This is a genomic window from Flagellimonas flava, assembly GCF_900129665.1.
Lineage (GTDB): Bacteria > Bacteroidota > Bacteroidia > Flavobacteriales > Flavobacteriaceae > Flagellimonas > Flagellimonas flava.
In genome coordinates, this window is sequence record NZ_FQWL01000003.1 from 304,451 (window position 1) to 329,171 (window position 24,721).

15 protein-coding genes and 1 tRNA gene are annotated in these 24,721 nt (G+C 43.8%); 1 reads left to right on the top strand and 15 read right to left on the bottom strand.

Annotation, left to right across the window (positions count from 1 at the left end):
* Positions 1–51: 51 nt before the first annotated feature.
* The 15 genes from BUC10_RS10940 to BUC10_RS11015 all read right to left on the bottom strand — a co-directional run bounded on the left by BUC10_RS10940 (position 52) and on the right by BUC10_RS11015 (position 23,541).
* Positions 52–339 (bottom strand): DUF6958 family protein, encoded by a 288-nt coding sequence (locus tag BUC10_RS10940; RefSeq protein ID WP_073179478.1) that lies wholly within the window; start codon positions 337–339, stop codon positions 52–54.
* Positions 332–901, bottom strand: coding sequence for a hypothetical protein (locus BUC10_RS10945; protein ID WP_073179480.1), 570 nt, complete (start codon positions 899–901; stop codon positions 332–334). The genes BUC10_RS10940 and BUC10_RS10945 overlap by 8 nt, the downstream gene beginning before the upstream one ends.
* 61 nt (positions 902–962) lie before the next feature.
* On the bottom strand, positions 963–1,796 hold the full coding sequence (locus BUC10_RS10950; RefSeq protein WP_165614887.1) for an alpha/beta hydrolase: 834 nt from the start codon (positions 1,794–1,796) through the stop codon (positions 963–965).
* A gap of 143 nt (positions 1,797–1,939) precedes the next feature.
* A complete protein-coding gene (locus tag BUC10_RS10955; RefSeq protein WP_073179486.1) occupies positions 1,940–2,773 on the bottom strand; it encodes a GIN domain-containing protein in 834 nt (277 codons plus the stop codon).
* Positions 2,774–2,789: 16 nt separating this feature from the next.
* Entirely contained in the window at positions 2,790–5,132 is a 2,343-nt protein-coding gene (locus BUC10_RS10960; RefSeq protein ID WP_073179489.1) for a TonB-dependent receptor, read from the bottom strand.
* 195 nt (positions 5,133–5,327) lie between these two features.
* On the bottom strand, positions 5,328–5,996 hold the full coding sequence (locus tag BUC10_RS10970; RefSeq protein ID WP_073179494.1) for a hypothetical protein: 669 nt from the start codon (positions 5,994–5,996) through the stop codon (positions 5,328–5,330).
* 108 nt (positions 5,997–6,104) lie between these two features.
* Positions 6,105–7,193 (bottom strand): hypothetical protein, encoded by a 1,089-nt coding sequence (locus tag BUC10_RS10975; RefSeq protein ID WP_131819068.1) that lies wholly within the window; start codon positions 7,191–7,193, stop codon positions 6,105–6,107.
* Entirely contained in the window at positions 7,174–7,722 is a 549-nt protein-coding gene (locus BUC10_RS10980) for a hypothetical protein (protein ID WP_073179498.1), read from the bottom strand. Before BUC10_RS10980 ends, BUC10_RS10975 begins: the two co-directional genes overlap by 20 nt.
* Positions 7,719–8,258 carry an RNA polymerase sigma factor gene (locus tag BUC10_RS10985; RefSeq protein ID WP_165614888.1) on the bottom strand — a complete coding sequence of 180 codons (540 nt, stop codon included), beginning with the start codon at positions 8,256–8,258 and terminating at the stop codon, positions 7,719–7,721. The genes BUC10_RS10980 and BUC10_RS10985 overlap by 4 nt, the downstream gene beginning before the upstream one ends.
* Before the next feature lie 156 nt (positions 8,259–8,414).
* The gene (locus BUC10_RS10990) at positions 8,415–10,364 is read right to left on the bottom strand and encodes an OmpA family protein (RefSeq protein WP_073179500.1); all 1,950 of its coding nucleotides are present in this window, start codon (positions 10,362–10,364) and stop codon (positions 8,415–8,417) included.
* A 1-nt stretch (position 10,365) separates the two neighbouring features.
* A complete protein-coding gene (locus tag BUC10_RS10995; protein WP_073180096.1) occupies positions 10,366–11,286 on the bottom strand; it encodes a PorP/SprF family type IX secretion system membrane protein in 921 nt (306 codons plus the stop codon).
* A gap of 37 nt (positions 11,287–11,323) precedes the next feature.
* A complete protein-coding gene (locus BUC10_RS11000; protein WP_073180098.1) occupies positions 11,324–21,862 on the bottom strand; it encodes a PKD domain-containing protein in 10,539 nt (3,512 codons plus the stop codon).
* Positions 21,863–22,289: 427 nt separating this feature from the next.
* Positions 22,290–22,919, bottom strand: coding sequence for a pyridoxamine 5'-phosphate oxidase family protein (locus BUC10_RS11005; protein ID WP_073179502.1), 630 nt, complete (start codon positions 22,917–22,919; stop codon positions 22,290–22,292).
* The gene (locus tag BUC10_RS11010; RefSeq protein ID WP_073179504.1) at positions 22,920–23,336 is read right to left on the bottom strand and encodes a nucleoside deaminase; all 417 of its coding nucleotides are present in this window, start codon (positions 23,334–23,336) and stop codon (positions 22,920–22,922) included. It abuts the gene before it with no gap.
* 123 nt (positions 23,337–23,459) lie between these two features.
* Positions 23,460–23,541: transfer RNA gene (locus BUC10_RS11015), tRNA-Leu, on the bottom strand.
* 163 nt (positions 23,542–23,704) lie between these two features.
* Here BUC10_RS11015 and BUC10_RS11020 point away from each other — a divergent pair.
* On the top strand, positions 23,705–24,646 hold the full coding sequence (locus BUC10_RS11020; protein WP_073179506.1) for a ribose-phosphate pyrophosphokinase: 942 nt from the start codon (positions 23,705–23,707) through the stop codon (positions 24,644–24,646).
* Positions 24,647–24,721: the final 75 nt, after the last annotated feature.

The window sequence follows — 24,721 nt, forward strand, 5'->3', positions numbered from 1 at the left end:
AGAAATCCCATCATAGGCAAAGCCGAGGCAAATTTTAACTGGATCGCTGCCTTAATTTTTCATCCGAAGTTGATGCGGGCTTGTTTTGGGAATGCGTTCAATAATGCCCCTGGCCTCCAAATCCAATTTTACCGTTACTATATACCAAAGCACCTTTCCATCGAATTGGTCCGTTAATTCTTCTATCGCCATGTCCCCTAATTTCTCGAAGGTAATAGTGCCATGCTCCCTCACCGTTTTTACGATGTAATCCTTGATAAAATCGTACCGTCGTTTCAAGATATTCACCCCCGACTTGCCTTGGGGATGCAGGGTCAAGATTTTTTCTTCTTTAGCCATCTGATGTGTTTTTAAATGTGTATATGCCAAAAAGAACTCCCAAGAGTCCAAAAGAAACAATTCGGTCCATTAAGTTTACTAGGGTATAGTCCAACGGAAAAAAGTACCAATTCATTAGGCTCAAGTCCGAAATAAGCGCAACGATTCCGCCCAGTGCCAGAGCATACAAGAAAATGGACTTGGGGTTTTTGGGTGAAAGCTTTTTAATAAGGAAATAGGCCAGGGTCACTGTAACCAGATTAATCATCAGGCTCCAAAAAAATTGAACGGGGTCAAACAACAAGGTGGGTTCTTTTTTGACCACCATAAAAGGTATTCTCGGTTGTGATTGGAGTAGTTGCTCCATAGTGGCCATAGCCTTTGGGGATTGACTATCAGGAAATCCGGGGTAGTGGTACACGCCACTTTTTAAATCCGACTGTTTCAACGCCTCAACATCCAATACGTTTTCAGGCAAACTGTTCAAGGTTTGCGAATGAAAAGGAAGTACCATCCATGAAACGGCATTCCAAATAAAAAGAAGGAAGGTTCCCAGTACTAGGGTGATGATTGTTTTTTTCATTAGGTCTATTTTTTGGTTGTGGTTTTAAGATAACCAAAATAGCTAAATCACTGATGCTAGGTCAATTGAAAAACTTCCATATTTGATCATAACAATCCGTCAACTCTTCGGCAGAGAAACCACCATGTTTTTTTCCAGGTACAATGACCAGTTGGTTTTTCACTCCAAGTTGATCCAATTTCCTGTGTAATTCACTCGATTGGCCCACATCCACATTGATATCAGCATCACCATGAATGCTAATGATCGGAGGAACATCTTCGGTCACATAACTTATAGGTGAGATTCGCTTATAATGGCTATCAGCAATACCTTTTGACCCTTGATCAATCAACCGGGTATATTCCGGGTCGTTCCAAAAGTCCACCGCTTTGCCCACATCGGTAATTCCAAACCAATTAATGATTCCTGCTACCTTTTGTGTTCGTTTTTTGGCAAAAAGTTCACGCATACTTTCCTGATTCATCATTCCCGTTAAAAGGGCCAAATGACCACCGGCAGATTCCCCGGAAACATATACCTGAGCAGGATCAAGATTATATTCCACAGCATGCTCGCCCACCCAATTCAGGGCATCCAAACAATCCTCAATTCCGCCGAACAGGTCGGTTTCTTGTAATAATCTGTAATCAACATTGATTACGGCCCAACCTTTCTCTAAATACGGCAAAACCTCTAAAAATCTGGAAAAGCGATCTCCCTCGACCCAGCCTCCCCCATGATAATACACCAAGGTGGGCGTTGGCCTTTCTAAAAGTTCATGCCAAGGTTCCTCACCAAGTTTTTTGGATGGAACAAATACATCCAACTGAAGTTGTCGCCCATCAACGGACTTATAGGTAATATTGCATAATGAGGTTATTTCTTCCTGCAATTTATGTATAGGATGAACCATGGTCTGCTGTTTTGTCTGGCAAGCCCAACAACATATAAGGCACAACCCAATTCCCATATGTTTTATAAGCCGCTGGATCACATTCAAATTTTGGTCAAAATAAACCTTATTCCAATAAAATCTGTAAATCCGTGTAGGCCAACTTACTTTTTAATGACTCTTCCGTCACTGGAAAGTACCTGTCTTACGATATCTGCATCACCCTTATAGAACAGCCTGGCATCTGAATTTGCAGTAACATCTATAGTTCTGGCAACAGTTAAATAGGCATCACTATCTGAGGTGAGGGAAATTTTAAGGTCCTCAACCTCCAACCCATAGTCCCGCAACTGGCTATCCGAGGAAAGACTGGCATCCAAATCGTCCATGGTTCCAATCATATCCAAAACACTGTCTGAACTTAGCTTTAGGGTAGCTTCCGAAGTTTGTACTTCCCCATCAATCTTCGCTCCGGATGAAAGGCTCATATACGTCCTACCTGCCTCTAAAAATAGGTCGGCGCTGGCATCCGAAGACGCCCTAAGTTCAAAGTCATCCGTTGTTATATCCCCTTCAAAACGGGCATCCGAGCTCAGTTCCAAGCTGACATTATCGGCCACAAGAGGGTCATCCAAGAAAATTACGGCATCTGAAGAAGCGCTAAAATCCCTAATCTCCCTTGTTGTGATATACAATTGCAAGGTTTCTTTGCCTTTAAGGCGAATATTATTCTTGAGTCGCACTATAAGTCTGCCTCCTTCCTGATACACTCTGATTTTCCCAAAAAGATTGTCATTCGCCCTTATTTCTACCCTTTCCGTGTTTTCAGAAAAGCTAACGTAGGCTTTAAAATCCGTTGCCACACTTAGTGCGGTAACATTATCAAAATTGTAACTACGGGTCGATATCTCATCGGATACTCTAATGGTCTCATAGGAGCACGAACCGGCAAAAAAGGCCATACCTATGGCTAGCAAAGTGTTTTTGATTGTTTTCATGATGTATGTTTTTTGATTAAAATTCTATGCGATAATTCAGTAATGGTAAAAGTTCCAATTGGTATTCCGGAACCATGGTTCTTGTCCTGGTATTGAAAACCATCTCATCGATGTTCTGCCGATCTGTTACATTCTGAATGTCCAATGAAATCACATGGGCCACCTTGGGTCTGTTAATGCGATAGGAAAAACTTGCATCCAACCTCCAATAGTCATCAAATTCAAGGGTGTTTCTTTGGTTCTGCACCAGGCGAACCTGACCTGTTTGATCAAAGAAATCCAAATCCACAGGCGTACCTCTTTTCCCTCCGTTCCATAGCAATTTGGCATTGACACCAAAAATATTGTTCCCAGTTTTTCCAGCCTTAAACTCCTTTCCTCCCACCACGTTAAAGGTGTAGTTGGCATTGTATCGGCTGTTGTACCAATTACCATCTCCCGCCCTATACTTCGAATCGAAAAGCGAGCTGGTGACCAAAAAGTAATATTGGTCGGAGAAGAATTTTTCAAAAGTCAGCTCCAAACCATAATTTCTGGCCTTACCAGAATCCACCATGGGACCACTGATAAATTGACCGTTCAAAAACGAATCCGTTCGGGAAGGATCAGCAGAAATCGCCACTTTTCTAAGATCTTGGTAGTAGGCTTCAATTTTCAAATGCCCATTTTTAATAATGCGCCAATCATACCCCAGCACATAGTGGGTCGCCCGCATCAAATCCAAGGTAGTATTCGGAGTTGTAACGTTCCCTTGACCATCCTCGACTTCAATAAAGTATTGATTCAAGGGCATTCTTCTAGAGTGCAGTCCAATCCCACCGCTTAGCGTATGCTTGGGAGCTAGCTGGTACTCGAATCCTCCCCTGGGCTCCAGTACAAAGTCCTCGTTTACCGAAAATGAAGAGGCATGAAGGCCAAAAGTGGTGGAAAATTTTTCCGTAAACCGATACTTCGCTTGGGAGAAAAACTGCAAAAATGTTCCATTGCCATCGGCATTGACCAAAGTTGCGGTATTCGTACCCTGTGTCTCATCGGATAACACATCGTAAGCCAATCTACTGTATATCAATCCCGTTTTTAAAGTGGTTTTTGCATTAAATTTTTGGTTGAGATTGGAACTCACCCTGAAAGCGCTATTACGCAATATGTCCCGCTCCCTAAAGAAATTCCCATTGAATCGGTTGTCCACAGAAAAATCATAATCACTTCGGTTTCCGGAGTATGAGATGGCACCGTCCAAGGAGGTATTGGGGTTAAAAAAATGTTTAACATTGACCCCTCCCATAAAGGTTTTGGATTCGAAAATCTCATCTTCGAACACATCAGGTATCACTTGTTCTTGGTTATCTTGGTTATCCTCACTTACACCACCAATTCCCCATGCAGATAGGTTTGTTTTATCGCCCAACGGCAGATTCACCTTAAATGCAAGGTCTTGGAACGTTGGTACAGAACCTTCGGAAACCTCGATGATATTGTTTAAAATGGTAAGTGTGGAATATCTATAATTTACCAGATAAGAACCTTTATAATTTTTAGAGAACGGGCCTTCAATGGCCAAATCCGTTCCCAAGACCCCAAATTGAAAGGCGTATTCTGCATTCTCGGAATTTCCGTTTCGCAATCGAATATCGAAAACACCTGAAGTGGCATTTCCATATTCCGCAGGGAAAGCCCCGGTAAAGAAATCCGAATTCCCCAGCATATTGGTACTCAATAAACTTATGGCTCCTGGGGAATAGCCCTCTTCCGAAAAGTGGTTGGGTTCTGGCACTTCAACACCCTCAATTTTCCAAAGTAATTGGTTAGGGGCATTCCCGCGAATCACGATTTCATTGGTAGTGTCATCCGAATTGGTTACCCCGGCAAAAGAAAGTGCCATTCTTCCTGGGTCACTAATACTCGCAGGGAAACGTTTGGTCTCCTCCACCCCAAATGAACGTGCGCTCACTGTTGCCAACTTGTTATTGGGTTTGATTTGATCTTTACGGGCAGAAACCACCACTTCGCCCAATTGATTCAGGGATTCCGTTAACCTAAAGGTCAGATTGATCTGCTTGGCAGAACCTACCAAGACCTCCGAAACCAAGGCATCTTCATACCCCAAAAAGCTACAGGTAAAAGATTGTCTGCCCACTGGAACGTTTTCCATGGTAAAAAACCCTTGCATGTCGGTAATCACTCCAAGTTCGGGCTCCGAATCTAAAAGTACAATTGTAGCTCCCATCAAGGGACTTCCTGTGACAATGTCAGTCACCCTACCTTTTACGGTCTGCTTTAAATTCTGCCCGTGTCCCATAAAAAAGGATGCAAAAAGCAGTCCCAGTAGCATTGGGATACGTTTGTTTAGTTTTTTCATGGTGTGGTGTTAGGTAATAATTTGTTCTAGCGGAGTTCTCTTTCCAACCTTAATACCGGCATCCAATAAAAATTGATGACCGACCATTCGTCTGTTTCCAAATTTTGTGAGCTTCGGATGAAAACCGATCCGTTTTCTGAAAATACATGCTTGGCCACTAGACCATTTGTGATTGACTGTTGGTTTTTTGATTTGCTATTGTTCATTGCGGATGTGTTTTTTATATCGATTTCTACCCATATTGAAAATCCCCACTTTAATCCCAAATCCTGCAGAAAATCCATTGATATTTTTCACCCGATTGGGCTCTAAATCAATTCTGCTTGAGAATCTATATCGCATTCCTGCCTCCAATTGAACAAACCTGGAAAGGTTAAAAAGTAAGTTCACACCTGGTTCCACTACAAACACTTCGTCCCAATCGTTGCGGTCAAAATCGATATCAACATCCCTATTATTATCCTCAACATAAACAACTGCACCAGCTCCGAGCATTACCGGAAAGGACAAGTTCAACTTGGATTTCCCAAATAAGATGGGTTCCACATGCAATCCCGCATAACCTCCTGCAAAATCAAGGTTTTCAAATGTATTGAGGGGTATATTTTGTTGGGAATAGAAACCTACGGCTGCAAAACCCACCTCTACCTGCTGGTTGGCCACATACGCAATCTTAAAGTTCCCGTGAAAAGTACTTTTTCCATCAATTTCGCCCAGGTATGTGCCCAGGCCCAAATAGACACCGTGCACTACATTACGGCGGTCATTAAATTCGATGTAGTCGCCCTCGTCCTGATTTTGGTCTTGGGCCCAGCCGGCTCCCCCTGCAAGCAGAAGAAGTAGCCAAATTTTACTTTTTATCATTAGTGTTGTTTTTTGGTTGTTGCCTTAAAGACAATATTATTCTGGAAAGGTTGCACGTTGCCAAAAAATTTTTATAACTATTTTTTAGATTAACCTATTTCCATTCGTCTAATCAGTGATTACGATTACCCCTTTGATACCGTTTATGGTAAAATCGCCTCCGGTTCCCTGTCCATAGTCGGCCGTAATTTCCCTTACCTTTCTTCCAGGGTTGGTGACGTTTGTACCGATGTTTCTAAACGTTTTTGGTACTCGTAACAGTCCCTGTTCCAAAGTGGCTTTAAAATCAAAAACCATACCGGATACGTTTATATTGACTTGGGAGGATTCCTGCACGATATCAATTCCAGCATCTGACCTAAGTACTTTTTTAATTTCCACTTCGGCAATACGAAGGGTCAGGAACATTTCAGAATCAACGCTCCCTATGTCCACATTGGAGAATTTAAAATCACCCCGAAGGCTTCCGACAGCTTCCAGGTAAACCTCATCCTTACTTGAGTAAAGTTCCAAGTTGGCCACATCATCCAGTTTAATATCACTCCCGCTGCTTATGATTTTCAATTTTTGGGCATTTTCAATATCTATGGCCCCATTGCTCATTTTTATATTTCCATATCCGACATCCCCAAAATTGAGCTTACCAAAACGCATGTCTACTTTAGCCGTGGAAACTGGATCGTTTATCCAGATATCACCATGCTGCAGATTGGCTTCCAAATCTCCGTTCCATGCTCCAATGACCACATCCCCAAATTTGTTTGTGATGTTTAGTTCCGCATTTACAGGCATGTAGACCTCATAATCAATTTTAATATTGGACTTATCAAAGTCAAACGGGTTAGCCTTGTTGAAATACCGACTGAACAGGCTTGAGCTTCGGTCGACAATTTCAGAGGTGATTCGGATAAAATCACCTGCCTGGGTGACCTCCGGCTGAATCCGGTCCAACAACTTTTTGGCGTTTTCATCCTTACGATGCACCACCTTGATGTCAATAACCACCTGCAACTCTTCCCTGTCCCAACCATTAATGGCCACATTGCCATATTTGTTCTCTATCTGGACGGTACCCGATGCGGGCAGGTCATAACTCTTTTTCCACTGTTTGGTTCGTTCGCTCTGAGCGGCCAACGAGGTGGTAATCAGCCCAAACAGCAGGGCCAGCATCATGTTTCTACAAAATATACCCTTCATAATCCGTTTCATTTTTAGATGCATTGATCTGCTTCAACAAATTCTCGATCAATTCAATGCGTTTTTTATAGTTGTTTACAATGGCTTCCAATACGAGTTCGTTATCCAAATTATTCTGCATTTCCTGTTTGAGCTGCTCATACTCTTGATCCAACTCATCCATAAAGGATAGAAATTCCTCCTTGTCCCCCGCACTTAGCTTTGGGTGGTTCTTTACCAGCTGTACTTGTTGGTAGACCAAGTTTTTATAATGTAAATCTATCTCGAACAGCTCTTCACTGGCATAACCCTCCATACTTTGCGTTGAAGGATTACCAAGCATTAGAAATGTCAAAATGGATAATCCAATCACAACGGCAAGGGAGGCAGCAATCCGAAGCTTCCCTGATTTCCATAATGGAACCACCTTTGGCTCTTCTTTCTCATCCAATTGATCCGAAATCCCCTGCCAAAGCTTGTCCTTATCCGCCTTATGGACATTAAATGCTTCCTTGTTTTCCTTTATGTATTTTTCAAAATTGTCCATCATAGCTCATTTACAATTTGAATCAGTTTCTTTTTGGCCCTGTGATATTGCGATTTGGAAGTAGAGGTACTGATTCCAAGTATTTCCCCAATTTCCACATGATCGTATCCTTCTATTAGATATAGCGTGATAATTTGCCTATAACCCTCCGGCAATTGACTAAGGCCTATTTTTATTTTCTCGATTTCCAGCTGATCTACCTCTACAGTGTCATCCTCCTCCAAAGGTTCTCCTTCATTTTCCAAGGAACCCAGCATCAATCTCTTTGTTTTTAAATGATTAATGCTTCTATTGATGACAATTCGCTTTAACCAGGCCCCAAAGGTGCTTTCGAACCTGAAAGTGTCCAGTTTCTTAAAAGCCTCCACAAAGCTCTCCTGCAATACATCCTCCGCGTCCTCACGTATGGTCAACAGTCGCATGGCCACATTGAACATGGCGTCCACGTATAGGGCATACAGCTGATACTGGGCGTTCCGATCCCCTGCTTTGCTCTGTTCCACCAATGCTTGGTGTGTAAAACGTACGTTTGCTTCCAAAAATCTAGGCCGATTATTCAATGACAGCTAAAAATAATCCTTATTCATCTATTCCAAAGACAGTTTAAAAATACAAGGGTTGCATGAAGAAGTGTTTTAACAAAAAAACCTTCAACAAATGTTGAAGGCTTCTTGGTGTTTATTGGTGATTTTAGTTTAATCCAACTTTACGATGATAAACTCAGAACGACGGTTTGCATCGTGTTCTTCATTACTACATTTTACACCGTTGCTACATTGATTCAACAACAGTTTTTCTCCGTATCCTATTGCGCTTTCTATTCGAGTGGCCTCAATACCCTGGGAAACAATATAATTCCCCGTAGATTTTGCCCTTTTGTCCGAGAGGGTCTCATTGTAGCGATCACTTCCCCTGGAATCGGTATGGGCCTCAATCTTGATGACCATTTTTGGGTACTCCTTCATAACCTCCACAATTTTGTTCAATTCTTGGGCTGCATCCGGCCTTATATCAGCCTTGTTCAAGTCGAAGTAAATATTATCGATTTTAATTTTGAGCACTCCATTTTCCCGAACGATAAGTTTGTTCAACTCTTTGGTAATCTCGAGAGGAACATCGTTCACAAAATCCCTCATGTCGGTGGTGCTGAAAGTGGTCTTGTTTGGTAAAAAGCCATCCTTGCTAATTTTGATTTCATATCCCACCTCACAGTTCAGAATAGTCTCAAAGGCAAAAGCTCCGTAAGGGTCGGTTGCCGTCCTGCCCAAGGAAGTTCCATCGGCATCAAAAAGCTCTACGACCACATTAACCATGGGCTGGGCATTCGATTTCCGAATTACACTTCCCTTGACCGTCTGTTCGCAAGATTCCTCCATACGCTGGAAGGAATAGATATCATCATCTCCTTTACCGCCTTCGCGATTTGATGAAAAATAGCCCCTTTGGGTCGACTCATTAACGATATACCCAAAATCATCCCGATTGCTATTCAGTGGTTGGCCCAAATTCACCGGGGTTCCAAATCCAGTAGTGCTAATTTCGCTTTCAAACACGTCTAAACCACCAAGGCCCAGATGTCCATCAGATGCAAAATACAATTTTCCCTCCGTCAGGTACGGAAACATTTCCCGCCCGCTGGTGTTGATGGTAGGACCGAGGTTTTTAGGCTGTGAATAGTTGCCATCACCTAGTACTTCCACCATAAAAATATCCGTTCCGCCAATACTACCGGGCATGTCGGAAACAAAGAACAAAAACTTTCCATCTGGGCTCAGGGACGGTTGACCAACGGAGTAATCCTCACTATTGAAGGGTACCTCCTCGGCTTCGGTCCATTCCCCACCGTGCAGTTGGGCGGTGTACATTTTAAGGTGATTGGTGCCTTCATCATCCCTTCCCAAGGATTCTTGGGTGTAGTTATTTCTGGTGAAATAGATTTCATTGCCTTCGGGCATAAAACTGGCCACAGCTTCGTGGTATCTGGTATTCAAAATTTCTGAAAAGGGGGATACCGTGGCCAAATCCGAACCCAAATCAATAGTATCTGCCATAAAGAAATCCAGATAGGGTTGTTGGTTCCATTCATACACCCGGGTTTCAAATCTCAGCGAGTCGCGGCTCGAGGAAAAAACAATCTTGTCCTTATAGTACATGGGGCCAAAATCTGCTACCGGGGTATTGATCGCCAAATTGGTAACGTAAAACTGCGGCTGCCTTGCCAAAAGTTCGTCCAGAGCCTCATCGTTATTTTGCAACTGGGCCACTTGATAATCCGTAAGGTCCAGTTTCTGGGTATAGATTTTCATGATGCCCTTGGCCAATTTATAATCCCCAACACCTTTTAGCGCATGAACATATCTAAAAGCGTATTCGGGTTTCAGTACTTTCTCGTATTTGGAAAACAGCACCCCATACCATTTAGCTGCGTTTTCCATATCCGTATTCAAAAAATAGGCATCTCCCAAACGTTGCAGCACATGTTGTGAATCATCACCTTTCTGTACCAGGCTTTCATATTGCTTTGCGGCCTTTACGTAGAGTAGATTTTCAAAATTGACGTCCGCATCATTATACTTTAACTGGGCCTGAATTGTTATTCCCAGGAACAATGCTAAAACGGATATGTATGTTTTCAATATTTTCATCTTAGTAAAATCTTGGAGATTTAAGTCGTTTTTCCACAGTCTTGAACTCGTATCGTAAGAATACCTCATGGGTACCACTGGTATAGCTTCTTAAATCTGAGGTAGTAAGGTCATAAGCATAGCCTACACTAAGGTCAGGGGATATCTGCAATCCCATTAGGGCGGAGAACGAATCATCCCAACGGTAGGCCAAACCAGCTGTAAAGGTTTCCATGAGCATGGCATTCGCAGAAATGTCGGCGATTACCGGCGCTCCGGGTACCCATTTCACAAAAAAGGCCGGTTTAAACTTAATATCCGGAGTAAGGTCAATAATTTTTCCACCTATCAGGAAATAATGCAGGCGTTCCGCGGCAATCTCCTGTTCTTCCCCATCGTAATGGTCTTGAGCGAAGAAATTGGGCACCGCAAGTCCCAAATAACTTTTCTTGGTATGATAATACACCCCGGCACCTATGGTTGGAAGAAATTTGTTTTTGATGTTGTTTTGAAAGGCCACATCGGGGTTTTCCACCAGCCCTTTTGAAAAATCCACATTGAACATGCGTCCCCCTCCCTTTAATCCGAAAGAAAGTCGTTTATCGTCTGCATCCAACCTGACCGTATAGGAAAAATTGGCGTCGGCAAAGACCTCGGAGGCAGGCCCTAGTGCATCATGTGAAAGCACCAAACCCAATCCAACGTTATTGCCCATTGGTCCGTCCACCGCCAGCACCTGTGTGGTAGGAGCTCCATTAACACCCACCCATTGCGAACGGTGCATCAGGAGTGCTGTTAGATGTCCTCTAGACCCCGCGTAAGCGGGATTCACGTTCAAGGTATTGTACATATATTGGGTGAACTGCGGATCCTGTTGCGCGGAAACGGAAACCATTCCTGCTAGAAGTACCATAAAACAGCTAATTCGGATTTGCCTTGTCATTCGTTGTATTTTTCTATCGTATCCCATGTCCATTTTCCTATCTGTTTATGTATAACCAATCTGTTCGTGGTTCTGAGCCATCGCCCAAATCTAGGACGTAATAATAGGTACCCACGGGTAGTAAGTCTCCTTTTTGGACGGTGGCCCTTCCGTTGGAAGTACCATCCCAATCGTTATTATAGGAACGTTGTTCATATACAATGTTGCCCCACCGGTTATAAACCTGAAGCACATTATTAGGGTATCTTGAGATACAATCGATCTTAAAAAATTCGTTGACACCATCCCCATTGGGTGAGAATTCGTTGTATACGGTCAAGCATGAAGGTGATACTTCTGCTTGGTCCGAATCATTGGAACTATTGGTATCCAATTGGTCTACAAAGGCTAAACTGGCGGTGTTGATGTAATCATCTATATCGAGTACTTCCACGGTGAGCTGCAAATTGGCCGAGCCTAGGGCCGATACTGTTGGCAGTTCCCAAAAACCGGAAACCTCATCGTAGATTCCATCCGAAGTCTGAGCCGTTATAAGTCGATAACCAGACGGTAAAAGCTCCTCTATGCCGACGTTGGTGGCATCTACACTTCCCTGATTGGTTACAACAATTGTGAAGATCACTTGCCCGCCAATATTGGGTGAAGCATTGTCCACGGTTTTGACAATGGAAATATCGGTGGTTTGAGGGGTTACCATCGCTACAGCTTCATCATCGTCCATTCCTCCGTCCGAAAGATCATCCACATCCAAACCTTGGTTTGGATCACTATCAGGGTCCGCTAAATCACTTGCGGTAATCTGAGCTACATTCAGGTATTCATCCGCTGCTCCTGTAGGTGTATTTACCGTGGCCAAGACCACTAAGGTTTCTGTACTCGAATTGAAAATCGGGCCGTTCAGGTTCCATAATCCCGTGGTTGCATTGTAAACCCCTGCTGTTGTGATATGCGATTGATAGTTGTATCCTGATGGAAGTAAATCCGTAATCTCAACTCCAGTGGCATCACTAAATCCGTTGTTGGTCACATTTATGGTAAATTCCACCACATCGCCAACATTTGGCGTTGCATTGTCCACCACTTTGGTCAATTCAAGGTCGGCTAAGCCGTTTGGCAACACCACTATAGTATCCTGATCATCTTCAGAACTTAAATTGTTATTTGGTGTTGAGTCTGGATCAAATGTATCCATAGCAATTAATTCCGCAGTATTACGATAATCCCCGCTGGCCAATACCTGGGCGGTAATCTGTAAGCTTGCTGAATTTCCGTTGGTTAGGCTACCCACATCCCACGATCCGGTATTCTGGTCGTAGGTGCCAATAGAAGCATTTGCAGTTATAAAGCTGAATCCGGAGGCCAACATATCCTCGATAACGATGCCTGAAGCATCATTGGGACCGGCATTGTTTACCGTAATGGTGAAAACAATCTGATCACCTGTGGACGGGCTTAGGTTATCCGCTGTTTTGGTTACAGAGACATCCGACACACTTCTTGGTGTTGTAGATTGTTCTGTCTGATCATCTTCCGATGGATCATTGTTTCCGGGCACGGAATCCGGGTCGTCCTGTATGACAGCAATCACTTCCGCCACGTTATTATAATTTCCTGTCGGATTAACCTGGGCAATAACGTTCAGGGCTATACTATTGGTTGAGATCAAGGCTCCCACGTTCCAAAGACCACTGGCCTGGTCATAAGTGCCTCCCGAGTCATCAGAAACATAGGTGTAGCCCGAAGGCAAGGCATCAGAAACCACAATTCCGGTGGCATCGCTTAAACCATCATTGGTCAAGGTAATCGTGAAAGTAACATTAGATCCTACATCCGGGATGGGATTGTCCACTGTCTTGGTCAAACTTAAATCTGAACTAGGAATAGGTGTTGTCCCAGCGCTATCCTGATCATTTTCAAAAACATTGTTGTTGTTGGGTGTGGAATTTGGATCCAAATTGCTGGATGAGAAAACCTCGGTGACATTAAAGTAGTCCCCCGCAGCGTTTACCGTGGCCACTATGTTCATCGTCTCCGTAGTACCATTTGGAATAACACCGTTCAATTCCCAGATTCCGGTACCAGGTGTATACACCCCGGCCGTTCGATTGTTGGAAACATAGGTGTATCCAGAGGGCAGCAAGTCCAGCACTTCTACCCCGGTTACATCGCTAGGTCCGTTGTTGGTGATACTGATATTGAATATCACCTCTTCGCCTACCAATGGGCTAAGGATATCCACCGATTTCCGCAAGACCAAATCCGATACCAAAACCGGCACCGGTTCAATGGTTTGCTGGTCATCTTCGGTATCGTCATTGTTTGCAGGTACCGAATCCACATCCGTTTCGGTCAAATCGGTCAATTCAGCGATATTGGTATAATCTCCATTGGCCAGAACAGTAGCAGTTATAACTAAGGTCTCTGAAGCCGCATTGGCCAAATTCCCCACAGTCCAAGAACCATTCAAAGGTTCATAGACCCCTGTGGAAGGCACCGCGCTTACAAAAGCATAACCCGAAGCCAAGAAATCGGTCACCACTACGTTGGTAGCATCGTTTGGTCCATCATTCTGTACCGTAACCGTAAAGACAATTGGATCACCCACATTTGGTGTAAGGTCATCTGCCGTCTTGGTTACAGATATATCCACTAAAGGATTTGGACTGATTGCAATATCATCTTGATCATCTTCCGTCAAAAGACCATTATTTGGAGTGGAATCACTATCTGGTTGATCCACAGCAGTAATCTCGGCCACATTATTATAATCCCCAGTTGGGTTGACGGTTGCTGTAATATTTAAGGTTGATAAACTACCATTTACCAGGTTTCCAACGGTCCATAATCCGGTTCCGTTTACATAGGCCCCAGTACCATCGTCAGAGACATAGGTATAACCCGAAGGCAATACATCCGTCACCACAATATTGGTGGCATCACTGGGTCCGGAATTGGATACGGTAAGCGTGAAAACAACATTGGTATTCACATCTGGGCTGGTATTGCTCACATCTTTGGTAATGGATAAATCCGCCACCGCGACCGGAGCTATAACCACCTCATCCTGATCGTCCTCGGCACCTACTCCATTGCTAGGAGTAGAGTCAATATCAAATCCATCCGAAGCGGTAATCTGAGCCACATTGGTATAATCACCGGTGCTGTTCACCAACACATCAATAATTAAGGTCTCATTGGTTCCGTTTGCAACCGTTCCCACCTGCCATTGTCCGGAGGCATCATCATAAGTTCCAGCTGTTGCACTATAAAGTACATAGTTAAACCCTGATGGCAGCACATCCTGAACCACCACATTGGTAGCATCATTTGGTCCAGCATTTGAGACGGTTATCTCAAAACTTATTTCTTCACCTACATTAGGGTTGATATCATTATCTACAACAATCTTGGTCAGTGATAGATCCGCTTGTTCCGGTGCAACCGTGATTGCCGTTTCATCATCCTCGCTTTGATCACCATCGTCATTGTTTGGTGTACTGTCCGAATCAAATTGGTCACTTAAAGTTACCTCTGCAATATGGGTAAATTCACCAGCTGTTCCGGTTGGACTTTGAACCGTTGCATTAAAAGTCAATGCAACTGTATTGGTTCCCACTGGGACATTCAAGCCGGTCCAAGTTAGGATATCGGTAATGAAACTAAATGTACCCCCATTACTGATAGCCGTTATCGAACCAAATCCAGATGGCACCAGATTTTCTATGGATACCCCTGTGCCCGGATTGGGTCCGGAGTTACTAATATTAACAGTAAAGGTTACCACATCACCCACATCCGGAGTGGGATTACTCGCCAACAACTCAATCTCCAAATCGGTGACTTGAGGTGTAGTTATAAAAAAGTCTTCATCGTCCTCGCTTTGATCCCCATCATCGTTTCCAGAATCACTATCGGCATCGAATTGGTCTGCAGATGCGATTTCGGCAGTATTCAGGTACTCATCTGAAGTTGCTGTTGGGGCATTTACCGTTACTTCATACGAAACGGTTGTGGATCCTACCGGAAGGCTGGCAATTGTCCAGCTCAAAAAGGTTCCGGCTATGTCGGTTCCCCCATTATTGATGGTCTGAAGGGTGTATCCTAAAGGAACAATATCCTCAACTACAATATTGGTTGCAGTGCTTGGGCCCGCATTAGTTACAGTCAATTCAAAAGTAACCGTGTCACCTACATTAGGGGTTGCACTTGATGTGCCATTAATATCTTTCGCCAAGCTGAGGTCCGAGGCTTGCGGAACCACGCTAGCATTGTCTTCATCGTCTTCGCTCTGATCCCCATCGTCATTATTGGGTGAGCTATTTGAATCAAATTGGTCTGAAGCGGTTACTTCAACCGTATTGAGATATTCTCCGACAGTTCCTGTTGGAGCATTTACAGTAGCATTGTAGGTAAGTGTAATTCCTGCCAATGGGACTGTGGCCAAATCCCAAAGTACTTCAGAACCCCCAAGATTAAAAATCCCACCATTGGAAACACTTCCTCCTGCAATGGTATATCCGTTAGGAATAGCATCGGCAAGGGAAACATTAGTTGCTGCTGAAGGTCCAGCGTTGTCTACCTGAATGGTAAAAGTTACTTCCTCACCCACATTAGGCGTTGCATTGCTCACTGATTTGGTCACAGAAACGTTCGCTTGTTGCGGTGCCAAGGTCAAGGTAATTTCATCATCATCCGCCACGGCATCCGTTAAGTCATCTACCCCAAAACCAGAGGTTGGGTCACTATCAGGATCAAATTGATCGCTGGCGGTAATCTGGGCGGCATTGGCATATTCTCCAACCGCTCCTGTTGGTGCGTTCACCGTTGCAACATAAGTCAACGCGATATTTCCTCCGCTGGGAACAAAAAGTCCCGCCCAACTTGCGGTATTTGCAGCCGCAGAACCTCCTCCGTTAACCGAGTTAAGCGTAAAACCAGTCGGAAGCACATCTTCAATAGCGATTCCTGTGGCATTATCCGGACCGGCATTGGAAACAATAAGTTCAAACGTTATGGCATCCCCTACATTCGGTGTAGTGGTTCCCACGATAACACTTTTGGAAATACTCAAGTCAGATACCGCTGGTACGGTTATGCTTATACTATCTTCATCATCTTCACTTTGGTCGCCGTCATCGTTGTTGGATGTGCTATCCACGTCAAATTGATCGCTCGCGGTAACCTCGGCGGTATGGGTATATTCCCCAGCCGCTCCGGTGGGTTCCAAAACGGTAGCTTGAAAAGTCAAAATTGTACTATTTGTTCCCAAATCCACATCCAAACCACTCCAGGTAATGGTACCTGCCCCAGCACTGTAAACGCCTCCATTATCTATGGCTGTAATATTCCCATAGCCTGAAGGAATTGTACTGACCACAGAAATTCCCGTAGCATCCACACCTTCAAGATTGCTTAGATTTAAGGTAAAGGTCACCACATCCCCAACATTGGGCGAGGTATCACTTACCAAAATTTCCAACTCAATATCGGTGGTTTCAGGAACCGAAATCGAAACCGAAGCTTCGTCGTCCTCACTCTGGTCACCATCATCATTGTTCGGGGTACTGTCCGGATCTTGCTGATCCACGGCCGTAATCTGGGCCGTATTCAGATATTCGTTTACCGCACCTGTTGGAGCGTTGACGGTGACCTCATAGGTTACGGTGGTATTTCCACCTGATAAAGAAGCAATGTTCCAGGTAATCACGCCTCCCGATAAGTTTCCACCATCATTTACCGTGGTGACGGTATAGCCAGAAGGTACCACATCTTCAAGGGTAATGTTTGTTGCAGTATCTGGCCCTGTATTAAAAACTGTCAGTTCAAAAACAACCGTATCGCCAACATCGGGGGTGGAACTTGAGCCAGAAGCAATTCTTTTTCTCAGGCGTAAGTCGGATGTGTTTATACTAACTTCCGCAGTATCTTGGTCATCTTCCCCGGCCAATCCGTTGTTTACGGTTGAATCGAAATCAAAAATATCGTTGGCCGTAATCTCCGCAGCATTTAAATAGTTCCCAGATGCATTAACTGTTGCATCAAAGGTCAGACTGGTAGTGTTTCCATTCAAAATAGAAAGACCAGACCACGAAATGGACAGATCGCCAACATTATAAATTCCTCCGTTGCTTACCGTTCCGGGAACCAAGCTATACCCGTTTGGAAGTACATCCCGTACGCTGACTCCAGTGGCATCGGCAGAGCTGGCCGCATCATTGTTGAACACATCTATAGTAAATGTAACCGTATCACCAGGGTTGGCCGAGGTTGGAAGTACCGATTTGGTCAACTCCAAATCAATTCCAACCAAAGAAACTTGAACTGTATCCGAAACAGGGGTACAAGTACCATTTGAAACGGTCCATTCAAAAACATAAACCCCTGAATTTGCACCGAAAACCTCCGTGTTCCGGTCATTTTCATTTACAAAGCCCACCGTAGTAGGTCCAGAAACCTGAGTCCAAGTACCAGTACCTGCGATGGGGGCATCCGCAGCTAAAACCACAGTTGCAAACTGATTCAAACTCTGGTCTGGGCCAGCATCCGTGCTTATGGGGTCTGCATAATTGACCACTTCCATGGTATCATCAAAAGTACAGCCTCCGTTTACCACGGTCCATGTGAATTCGTAAGTACCCGCTTCCAACGCATCAATTAATGTCGTCTCACTATTTGGAGTTACAATATTGGCCGGAGTTCCCGGGGTACCACCAACTCCAGGGCCGGCGGTCTGTGTCCATGTTCCCGTTCCAACAGCAATTGCTGTAGCTACCATATTGGTTTGGGTAGCCCCGCAAAACTCTTGGTCAGGACCAGCATCAGCAGTCGAAGGTGCATCAGCCGGAAAGGTTATATTCACAGTATCTGTTGATGGGTCACATGCAGAAGGACTGTCCACAAAGGTAATCCCGTTATGGGCCACTGTCCAGGTTAACTCATAGGTTCCTGTAGCTGTAATGTTAGAGAGAGTTGATGTTGGTGAATTTGGATTGTCAATTACTGCGGCTCCACCCGAAGGATCAATGGTCAAGGTCCAGGTTCCTGTTCCTGAAGTTGGGGTCACTGCATTCAATTGTGCTTCCAATTGGCAGGCATTATTTTGATCTGGACCAGCATCTGCTGAGGACGGGGCATCATATACTTCTATCCGAACCACATCTGAAGTATTAAAACAAAAACCAGATTCAAAATTCCATTCCAAAATATAAGTTCCTGGTACGGTCAGTCCGGTTATGGTCGATGTTGGATTAAGAATATCCGTAATCACCGCTGTGCTACCTGCGGGTTGTTCCGTAAAGCTCCAAGTGGCCTCATCCACATCATCGGGAGGGGTATTCCCTGCCAATGTAGTTTGGTTTGCGATAGCCAAGTCACCCAGACACAACAATTGATCGGGACCAGCATCCGGCAAAACGGTAGGTAATCCACTGGACTCTACCCTTACTTGATCTGAAGTATTTCCACATCCTGTTGCTCCAGGATAGTTGGTTGTAAACTCAAAAATGTAAAAGCTTCCCAACACAATATTACTTACTTCTGCAACATTGCTTCCTACCGGATTTTGTGTAATGGTTGCCGGCGTTCCCGGGGTAACACCGACTCCAGGGCCAGCAATCTGTGTCCAAGTGCCCGTGGAACCAAATGTAGCCTCCAGTAAGAAATTCTGAACGTTGCACAGCTCCATATCCGCACCGGCATCTGCGGGCACAAATACATCTACTGTTTTATCCACAAATGAAGTAGGGCAATTGCTATCTCCAGCTATGGTCCACCGGAAAGTATAGGTTCCCGAAACCATTCCCGAAATCATGGCATTTGGATCATTTACATCTGAAAAAGTCGGTGTATTGGGAGCACCGGACAACAAGGTCCAATACCCACTTTCAATATCGCTGTTAAAAGGGTTTCCATCCAAGGTTATGGTGGTGGAAGAGCAAATGGTTTCATTGGCACTGGTTACCGTGGCCGTTGTTGGAGGTATCCCTACGTTCAAAATCACCTGGTCTGTATCCGAGGAGCAGGAACCATTGGTAGCGGTCCACTCAAAAACATATTGCCCTGAAAATAAAAAGGTCAATTGTGCAGTGGGACTATTCACATCATCTATGGAATATCCCCCGGGTCCGGAAATCTGTGTCCAAAAACCTCCACTTCCCACGGAGCCCGTAGCGTCCATGATAAACACGGATTGACAAGCAGTTTGATCCGGTCCTGCATTGGCTGCTGCATCAGGACCGATGGTTATTTCAACTTCATCGGTAGTAACCTGACAGCCTGGTGTTACCTTGGTCAAGGTCCATGTCAAAACATAACTTTGTTCTATGGAAATAGTGGCATTGGTATCAAACTGATTGGGATCATCGAAGGCTATTCCTGTTGCCGGAATGGCTGTCCATGTTCCAATTTCATCAGCAGCAGGTTCATTTCCATCCAGAGATACCGATACAGTTCCTGTTGACAAACATTGATCGACTCCTGCGTTTGCAAGGGTAGGTCCCTGAGTTGTATTGGTGTTTATAGTGACTGTATCTGTTCCAGGATTCGGACAAGTGGGGTTTCCCGGATTGGCGATGGTCCATCTAAAAACATAGGTTTCACTTGGGTCGGCTAGACCGGACACCAAGGTATTTGGGTCATTTTCATCTTCAAAAACAATAGTGGCACCGGCCGGTGCAGAATCTACCGTCCAAGTACCTTCCAAATTGGTTGAAGGAGGTACATTCCCATTTAATTGAATTGGTGCACCGTAACAAACCGTTTGATCAGGACCTGCGGTGGTGGCCACAGCAGCATCAGAGGAAACTACGATTTCAACGGTATCCTCCTGGGAGGGAGCGCAGGAGTTCCCCCCCGAAATCGCATATTGGAATACATAGGTTCCGGGAATTAGGTTTGATACATTGGTTGTTTGTGCATAAGGTGTCGCAATAGTAGCAGAATTCGGTCCACTTACTTGGGACCATAATGAATTTCCGATGGTTACTGTATTTCCCGTTATATCTGTTGCGTTAACATTACAAGCCAAGGTCTGGTCTGTACCTGCATTGGCTGCAGTAGGCGTAAGGGCCACTGTAACATTAATTACATCTGTTGCAACATCACAACCCGTTTGGATAGAACCACTTAAAGATCTTGTAAAAAGAACTGTATAGGTTCCTTCAACATCAAAATCAATGTTTAAGGGTGTGCCTCCCGTATTTGTAGATGTAGCTGGGTTGACCAGGGCACTTCCGCTTGGTCCATTAATAATACTATAGGTGTTAGATCCATTTCCTGTAGTAGTAAACGGTATATCCACACTCGTTACCCCACAAGTTGCAACAATATCGCTTCCGCCATTAGCGGTTATGGAAACAGGGTTCGTTGAATATCGCACGGTTGCCGTAGCAACATCCGTACATAATGTGGTACTATTTTCTATGGTATAGGCGAATTGGTAGGTGCTGGACCCATCCAAACCGGTAATTTGGGTGGTACTGGAATTTGGAGTTAAAATATTAACTCCCGCCACTGGACCACTTACCTGGGTCCAAGTTGCTGTTTCATCCGTAAAGAGTGGAACGGACCCCACTAAGGTCACTGTAGTGATACCCGCATCACAAAACCGTATATTATCATTTTGAATTGAGGCTGTGGTTATATCCTGTGTGGCCTCAGCCACAGTGATGGTCATGGTATCTTCACCGGTAACGCAAGGCCCGTCCACCGACCACCGAAAGGTATAAACACCTTCAATAAGATTGGAAACTCCCGTATTGTTACTGTTAACGTTAGCAATGGCAGGGGTACTTGGCCCGCTTACAAACGACCATGTCCCCACTTGTCCGTTAACATTGTTCCCTCCAAAGCTGGCAGCCATGTTGGTGGATTGGGTTACTGAATAGCAATTATCCAAACTCTGATTACCACCAGCGCTCACAATGGCTTGCCCTCCATTGTTCGTAACCGTTATGGTAGAGCTGGATTCGCAAGATTGTCCGGGTGCATACTCCGGACCGGTGATGGTCCATTGCAATGTTGTATTTCCCGCACTTGTTTCGGCTAGGGTTAACGTTGTAGTCGGCGAAGAAGGTGAGTTAATGGTCACACCTGCATTATTGGCACCCACTATGCTCCACAATCCAGATTCTCCTGCATTAAGCGGTGTGTTTGCACTCGTGCTTATACTTCCTGTATTATCAGGACAGGATACAATATCTGTTCCTGCATTGGAAGTAGTTATTGGTTGAACGGTAATATCCACATCCTGTAATAGTGGTGTTCCATCGGTGCATACCCCACTAAGCCGAAATGTATACGTATTTCCTCCGACCAATCCATTCACTACTGTGTTCAGATTTGCAGGGTCCACAATAATCACGGATGGTCCTCCTACCTGCGACCACGTTGGCCCTGTCTGAACCAGGCCAGATGAAGAACCGGATAAGGTGTACGCCGTTACATTTTCACATACGGTTTCTGGTATTCCTGCATTGACTGAACAGTTCTGTGCGTAGTTTGACTGAAACGCTAAAAGGACAAAAAAAAGGAATGAAAAAATGCTCTTTTTCCTTGGTGAGGTTAGTAGTATGTTCATAATCAACAGAATGAGGTTCTTCACATGTAAGAATATTCAAACATATCCGTTTGGATCCGATAAACGGAAAATATGTTGTATTTCATCGATCATATGTTGTGAAACATCGGATAAACGATGAAAGGTTTTTCATTCCATAACCCATTTTTACAAATACAGAAGATTCCTCCTATAGCGGCGACCTAATTTAACGTTTCAAAGCAATTGATTATTAGCGAGTTAACTTCCAGTAAAATAGGTGATAGCTAGTTACTTCCGACAAGGTATACGAACCTAAAAAAAGATGTGAAACCGCAAGGCTCCTACGTAGAGCCAAAGTACACGAGCAGGCTTATCTATTTTTTGCGATAAAAAGTGTGGAAAAATATTCAATGATAAGAACTATTATCATCTAAGCGTAACCGAATTAGAAAACCAATGAGGAGGTTTACGACCTATTATTTGATTCGAAACTGCTCAATTTTTGGTTTAAAGCCTTAACCTGATTTTCCAGTTTCAGTATATAATCTTCTTTTTCTTTATTCATTTTTGAAATGTCCACATGTGTATATCGAGGTGTAATATGTTGCGGACAATTCCAGTCAAAAGCTTTAATATGGAAAAGAAAAATGCGCTCAGCTTTGTAATCATAATCCAATTCCATGTCTTTTGCCAACTCTTTGTTGTCTTCCAATGAAACTGTTTCGGCTTCGGCATAAATTTTTAATCGTGCTCTGTTGGCATAATCCATAAGGATTAAGGAAACTTTTTTATGCGTTTTTATATTTCCTGTGGAGATATACTGCTTGTTTCCAGTAAAATCTAAAAATGCCAACGTTTTTACATCGATCATCTTTAAAAATCCCTTGGGTCCACCTCGGTGTTGAATATAGGGGAACCCATTTTCCCCAAACGACGCCATATAAAAGCTATCCCGTTCCTGGATAAAGCTCATTTCCCGAAAAGAAAGACCATCCGGTAGTTCCATGCGTTCCATTCTGGCATAGGCATTTCTACTCCCCTGCTCCTCTTGTAGTTCTTTAATGGCATCCGTAAAAGCCAATTTTGAGTAGTTCATTTATTCTTCTTGTTCTAGTTGAATACATTGTACCGGAGAACCCCAACTTTTGGGAACATTATCGGAAGTCAGCAAATTATAGGCACTGCTAAGTCCCCCAAGTTCAGCTGACTTTTCTTTAAACACTACGGTACCTATCTTATGAAATCGAATTGCGTAGCTACACATAACACATGGCTCTTTTGTAGTGTACAAAATGGCCTTGGACATATCTTTTCCCAAAGTTTTTCGCGCTTCCCGAATCACCTCCATTTCCGCATGGCAACTAACATCTTGTTTTGTAAATCCCGCTTCTTCTGCCTCAGCGATGACCTCATTGTCAACACTAATCAAACTACCTACTGCACTGTTTCCTTTAGCCGCAGCTTGGTTTGCAAGTTGTTGACATCTGGCCATAAATTGATGTGCATTTTCCATACTTCACCTTTAGCCATTAAAATGCCCAAAACCTTACAGAATACACTAAATATTGATTGGATTTTGAAAAAATGATTGGGAACAAAAAAGGCCAAGATTTTTAAAATCTCGGCCCTTTTAAAGTACCTTGGGTGGGAATCGAACCCACACTCCCGAAAGAACTGGATTTTGAATCCAGCGCGTCTACCAATTCCGCCACCAAGGCTTAAATAGTATCCCATTCCTAAAATGGGACTGCAAAGCTAAAAAATTATTTCATTTACAACCAAAAATACCTCGAATTATCCTTTAGCAACCCGAATTAATTTTTAAATTTGCACCTCTTTTGCAAAAAAGAACTTTAATAATCTAGTCGACAAGAGATTACAATGCCTTACCAAGTTCCTGAACCCAAAATTTTTGCCTGTACCCAGAGTACCGCACTTGGAGAAAAGATAGCAGCGTCCTATGGTGCCGATTTGGGAAAGGTGCATTTTTCCAGATATAGCGATGGGGAATTCCAGCCTTCTTTCGAAGAATCCATTCGTGGGGCACGGATTTTCATCATTGGTTCCACCAACCCTAGTTCGGAGAACCTTATGGAAATGCTATTGATGTTGGACGCCGCTAAAAGGGCCTCAGCCAGACACATCACTGCCGTAATGCCTTATTTTGGTTGGGCAAGACAGGACAGAAAAGATAAACCTAGAGTTCCCATTGCGGCCAAATTGATCGCAAAGATGCTCGAAACAGCAGGTGCAACCCGTATTATTACCATGGACCTGCACGCGGATCAAATTCAAGGTTTCTTTGAAAAGCCAGTGGACCATCTATTCGCTTCCACTTTGTTTTTACCCTATTTAAAGAAATTGAATCTTGACAACCTATGTATAGCCTCTCCCGATATGGGCGGGTCTAAAAGAGCTTATGCCTATTCCAAGGCCTTGGAAAGTCATGTTGTGATTTGCTATAAGCAAAGAGCCAAAGCCAATGTAATTTCCCATATGGAGCTGATTGGTGATGTAAAGGGTAAAAATGTGGTTTTGGTAGATGATATGGTAGATACTGCCGGTACATTGACCAAGGCAGCGGATCTTATGATGGAACGTGGAGCTTTAAGCGTTAGGGCTATCACCACGCATGGATTGCTATCCGGTAATGCCTACGAGAAAATTAAAAATTCAAGGTTAGCGGAATTGATCGTTACCGATTCTATTCCTGTAAACCCCAACAAGGAAAAGATAAAGGTATTGAGTTGTGCCGACCTATTCGCAGATGTAATGCAACGGGTACACCACAACACATCCATATCGTCTAAATTTTTAATGTAGCCATCGACTACGCTCTGGTCTTTAGACCAAGCAACTCGAAAATGAATAAGAACAAATTAAATTTTATATAGATAA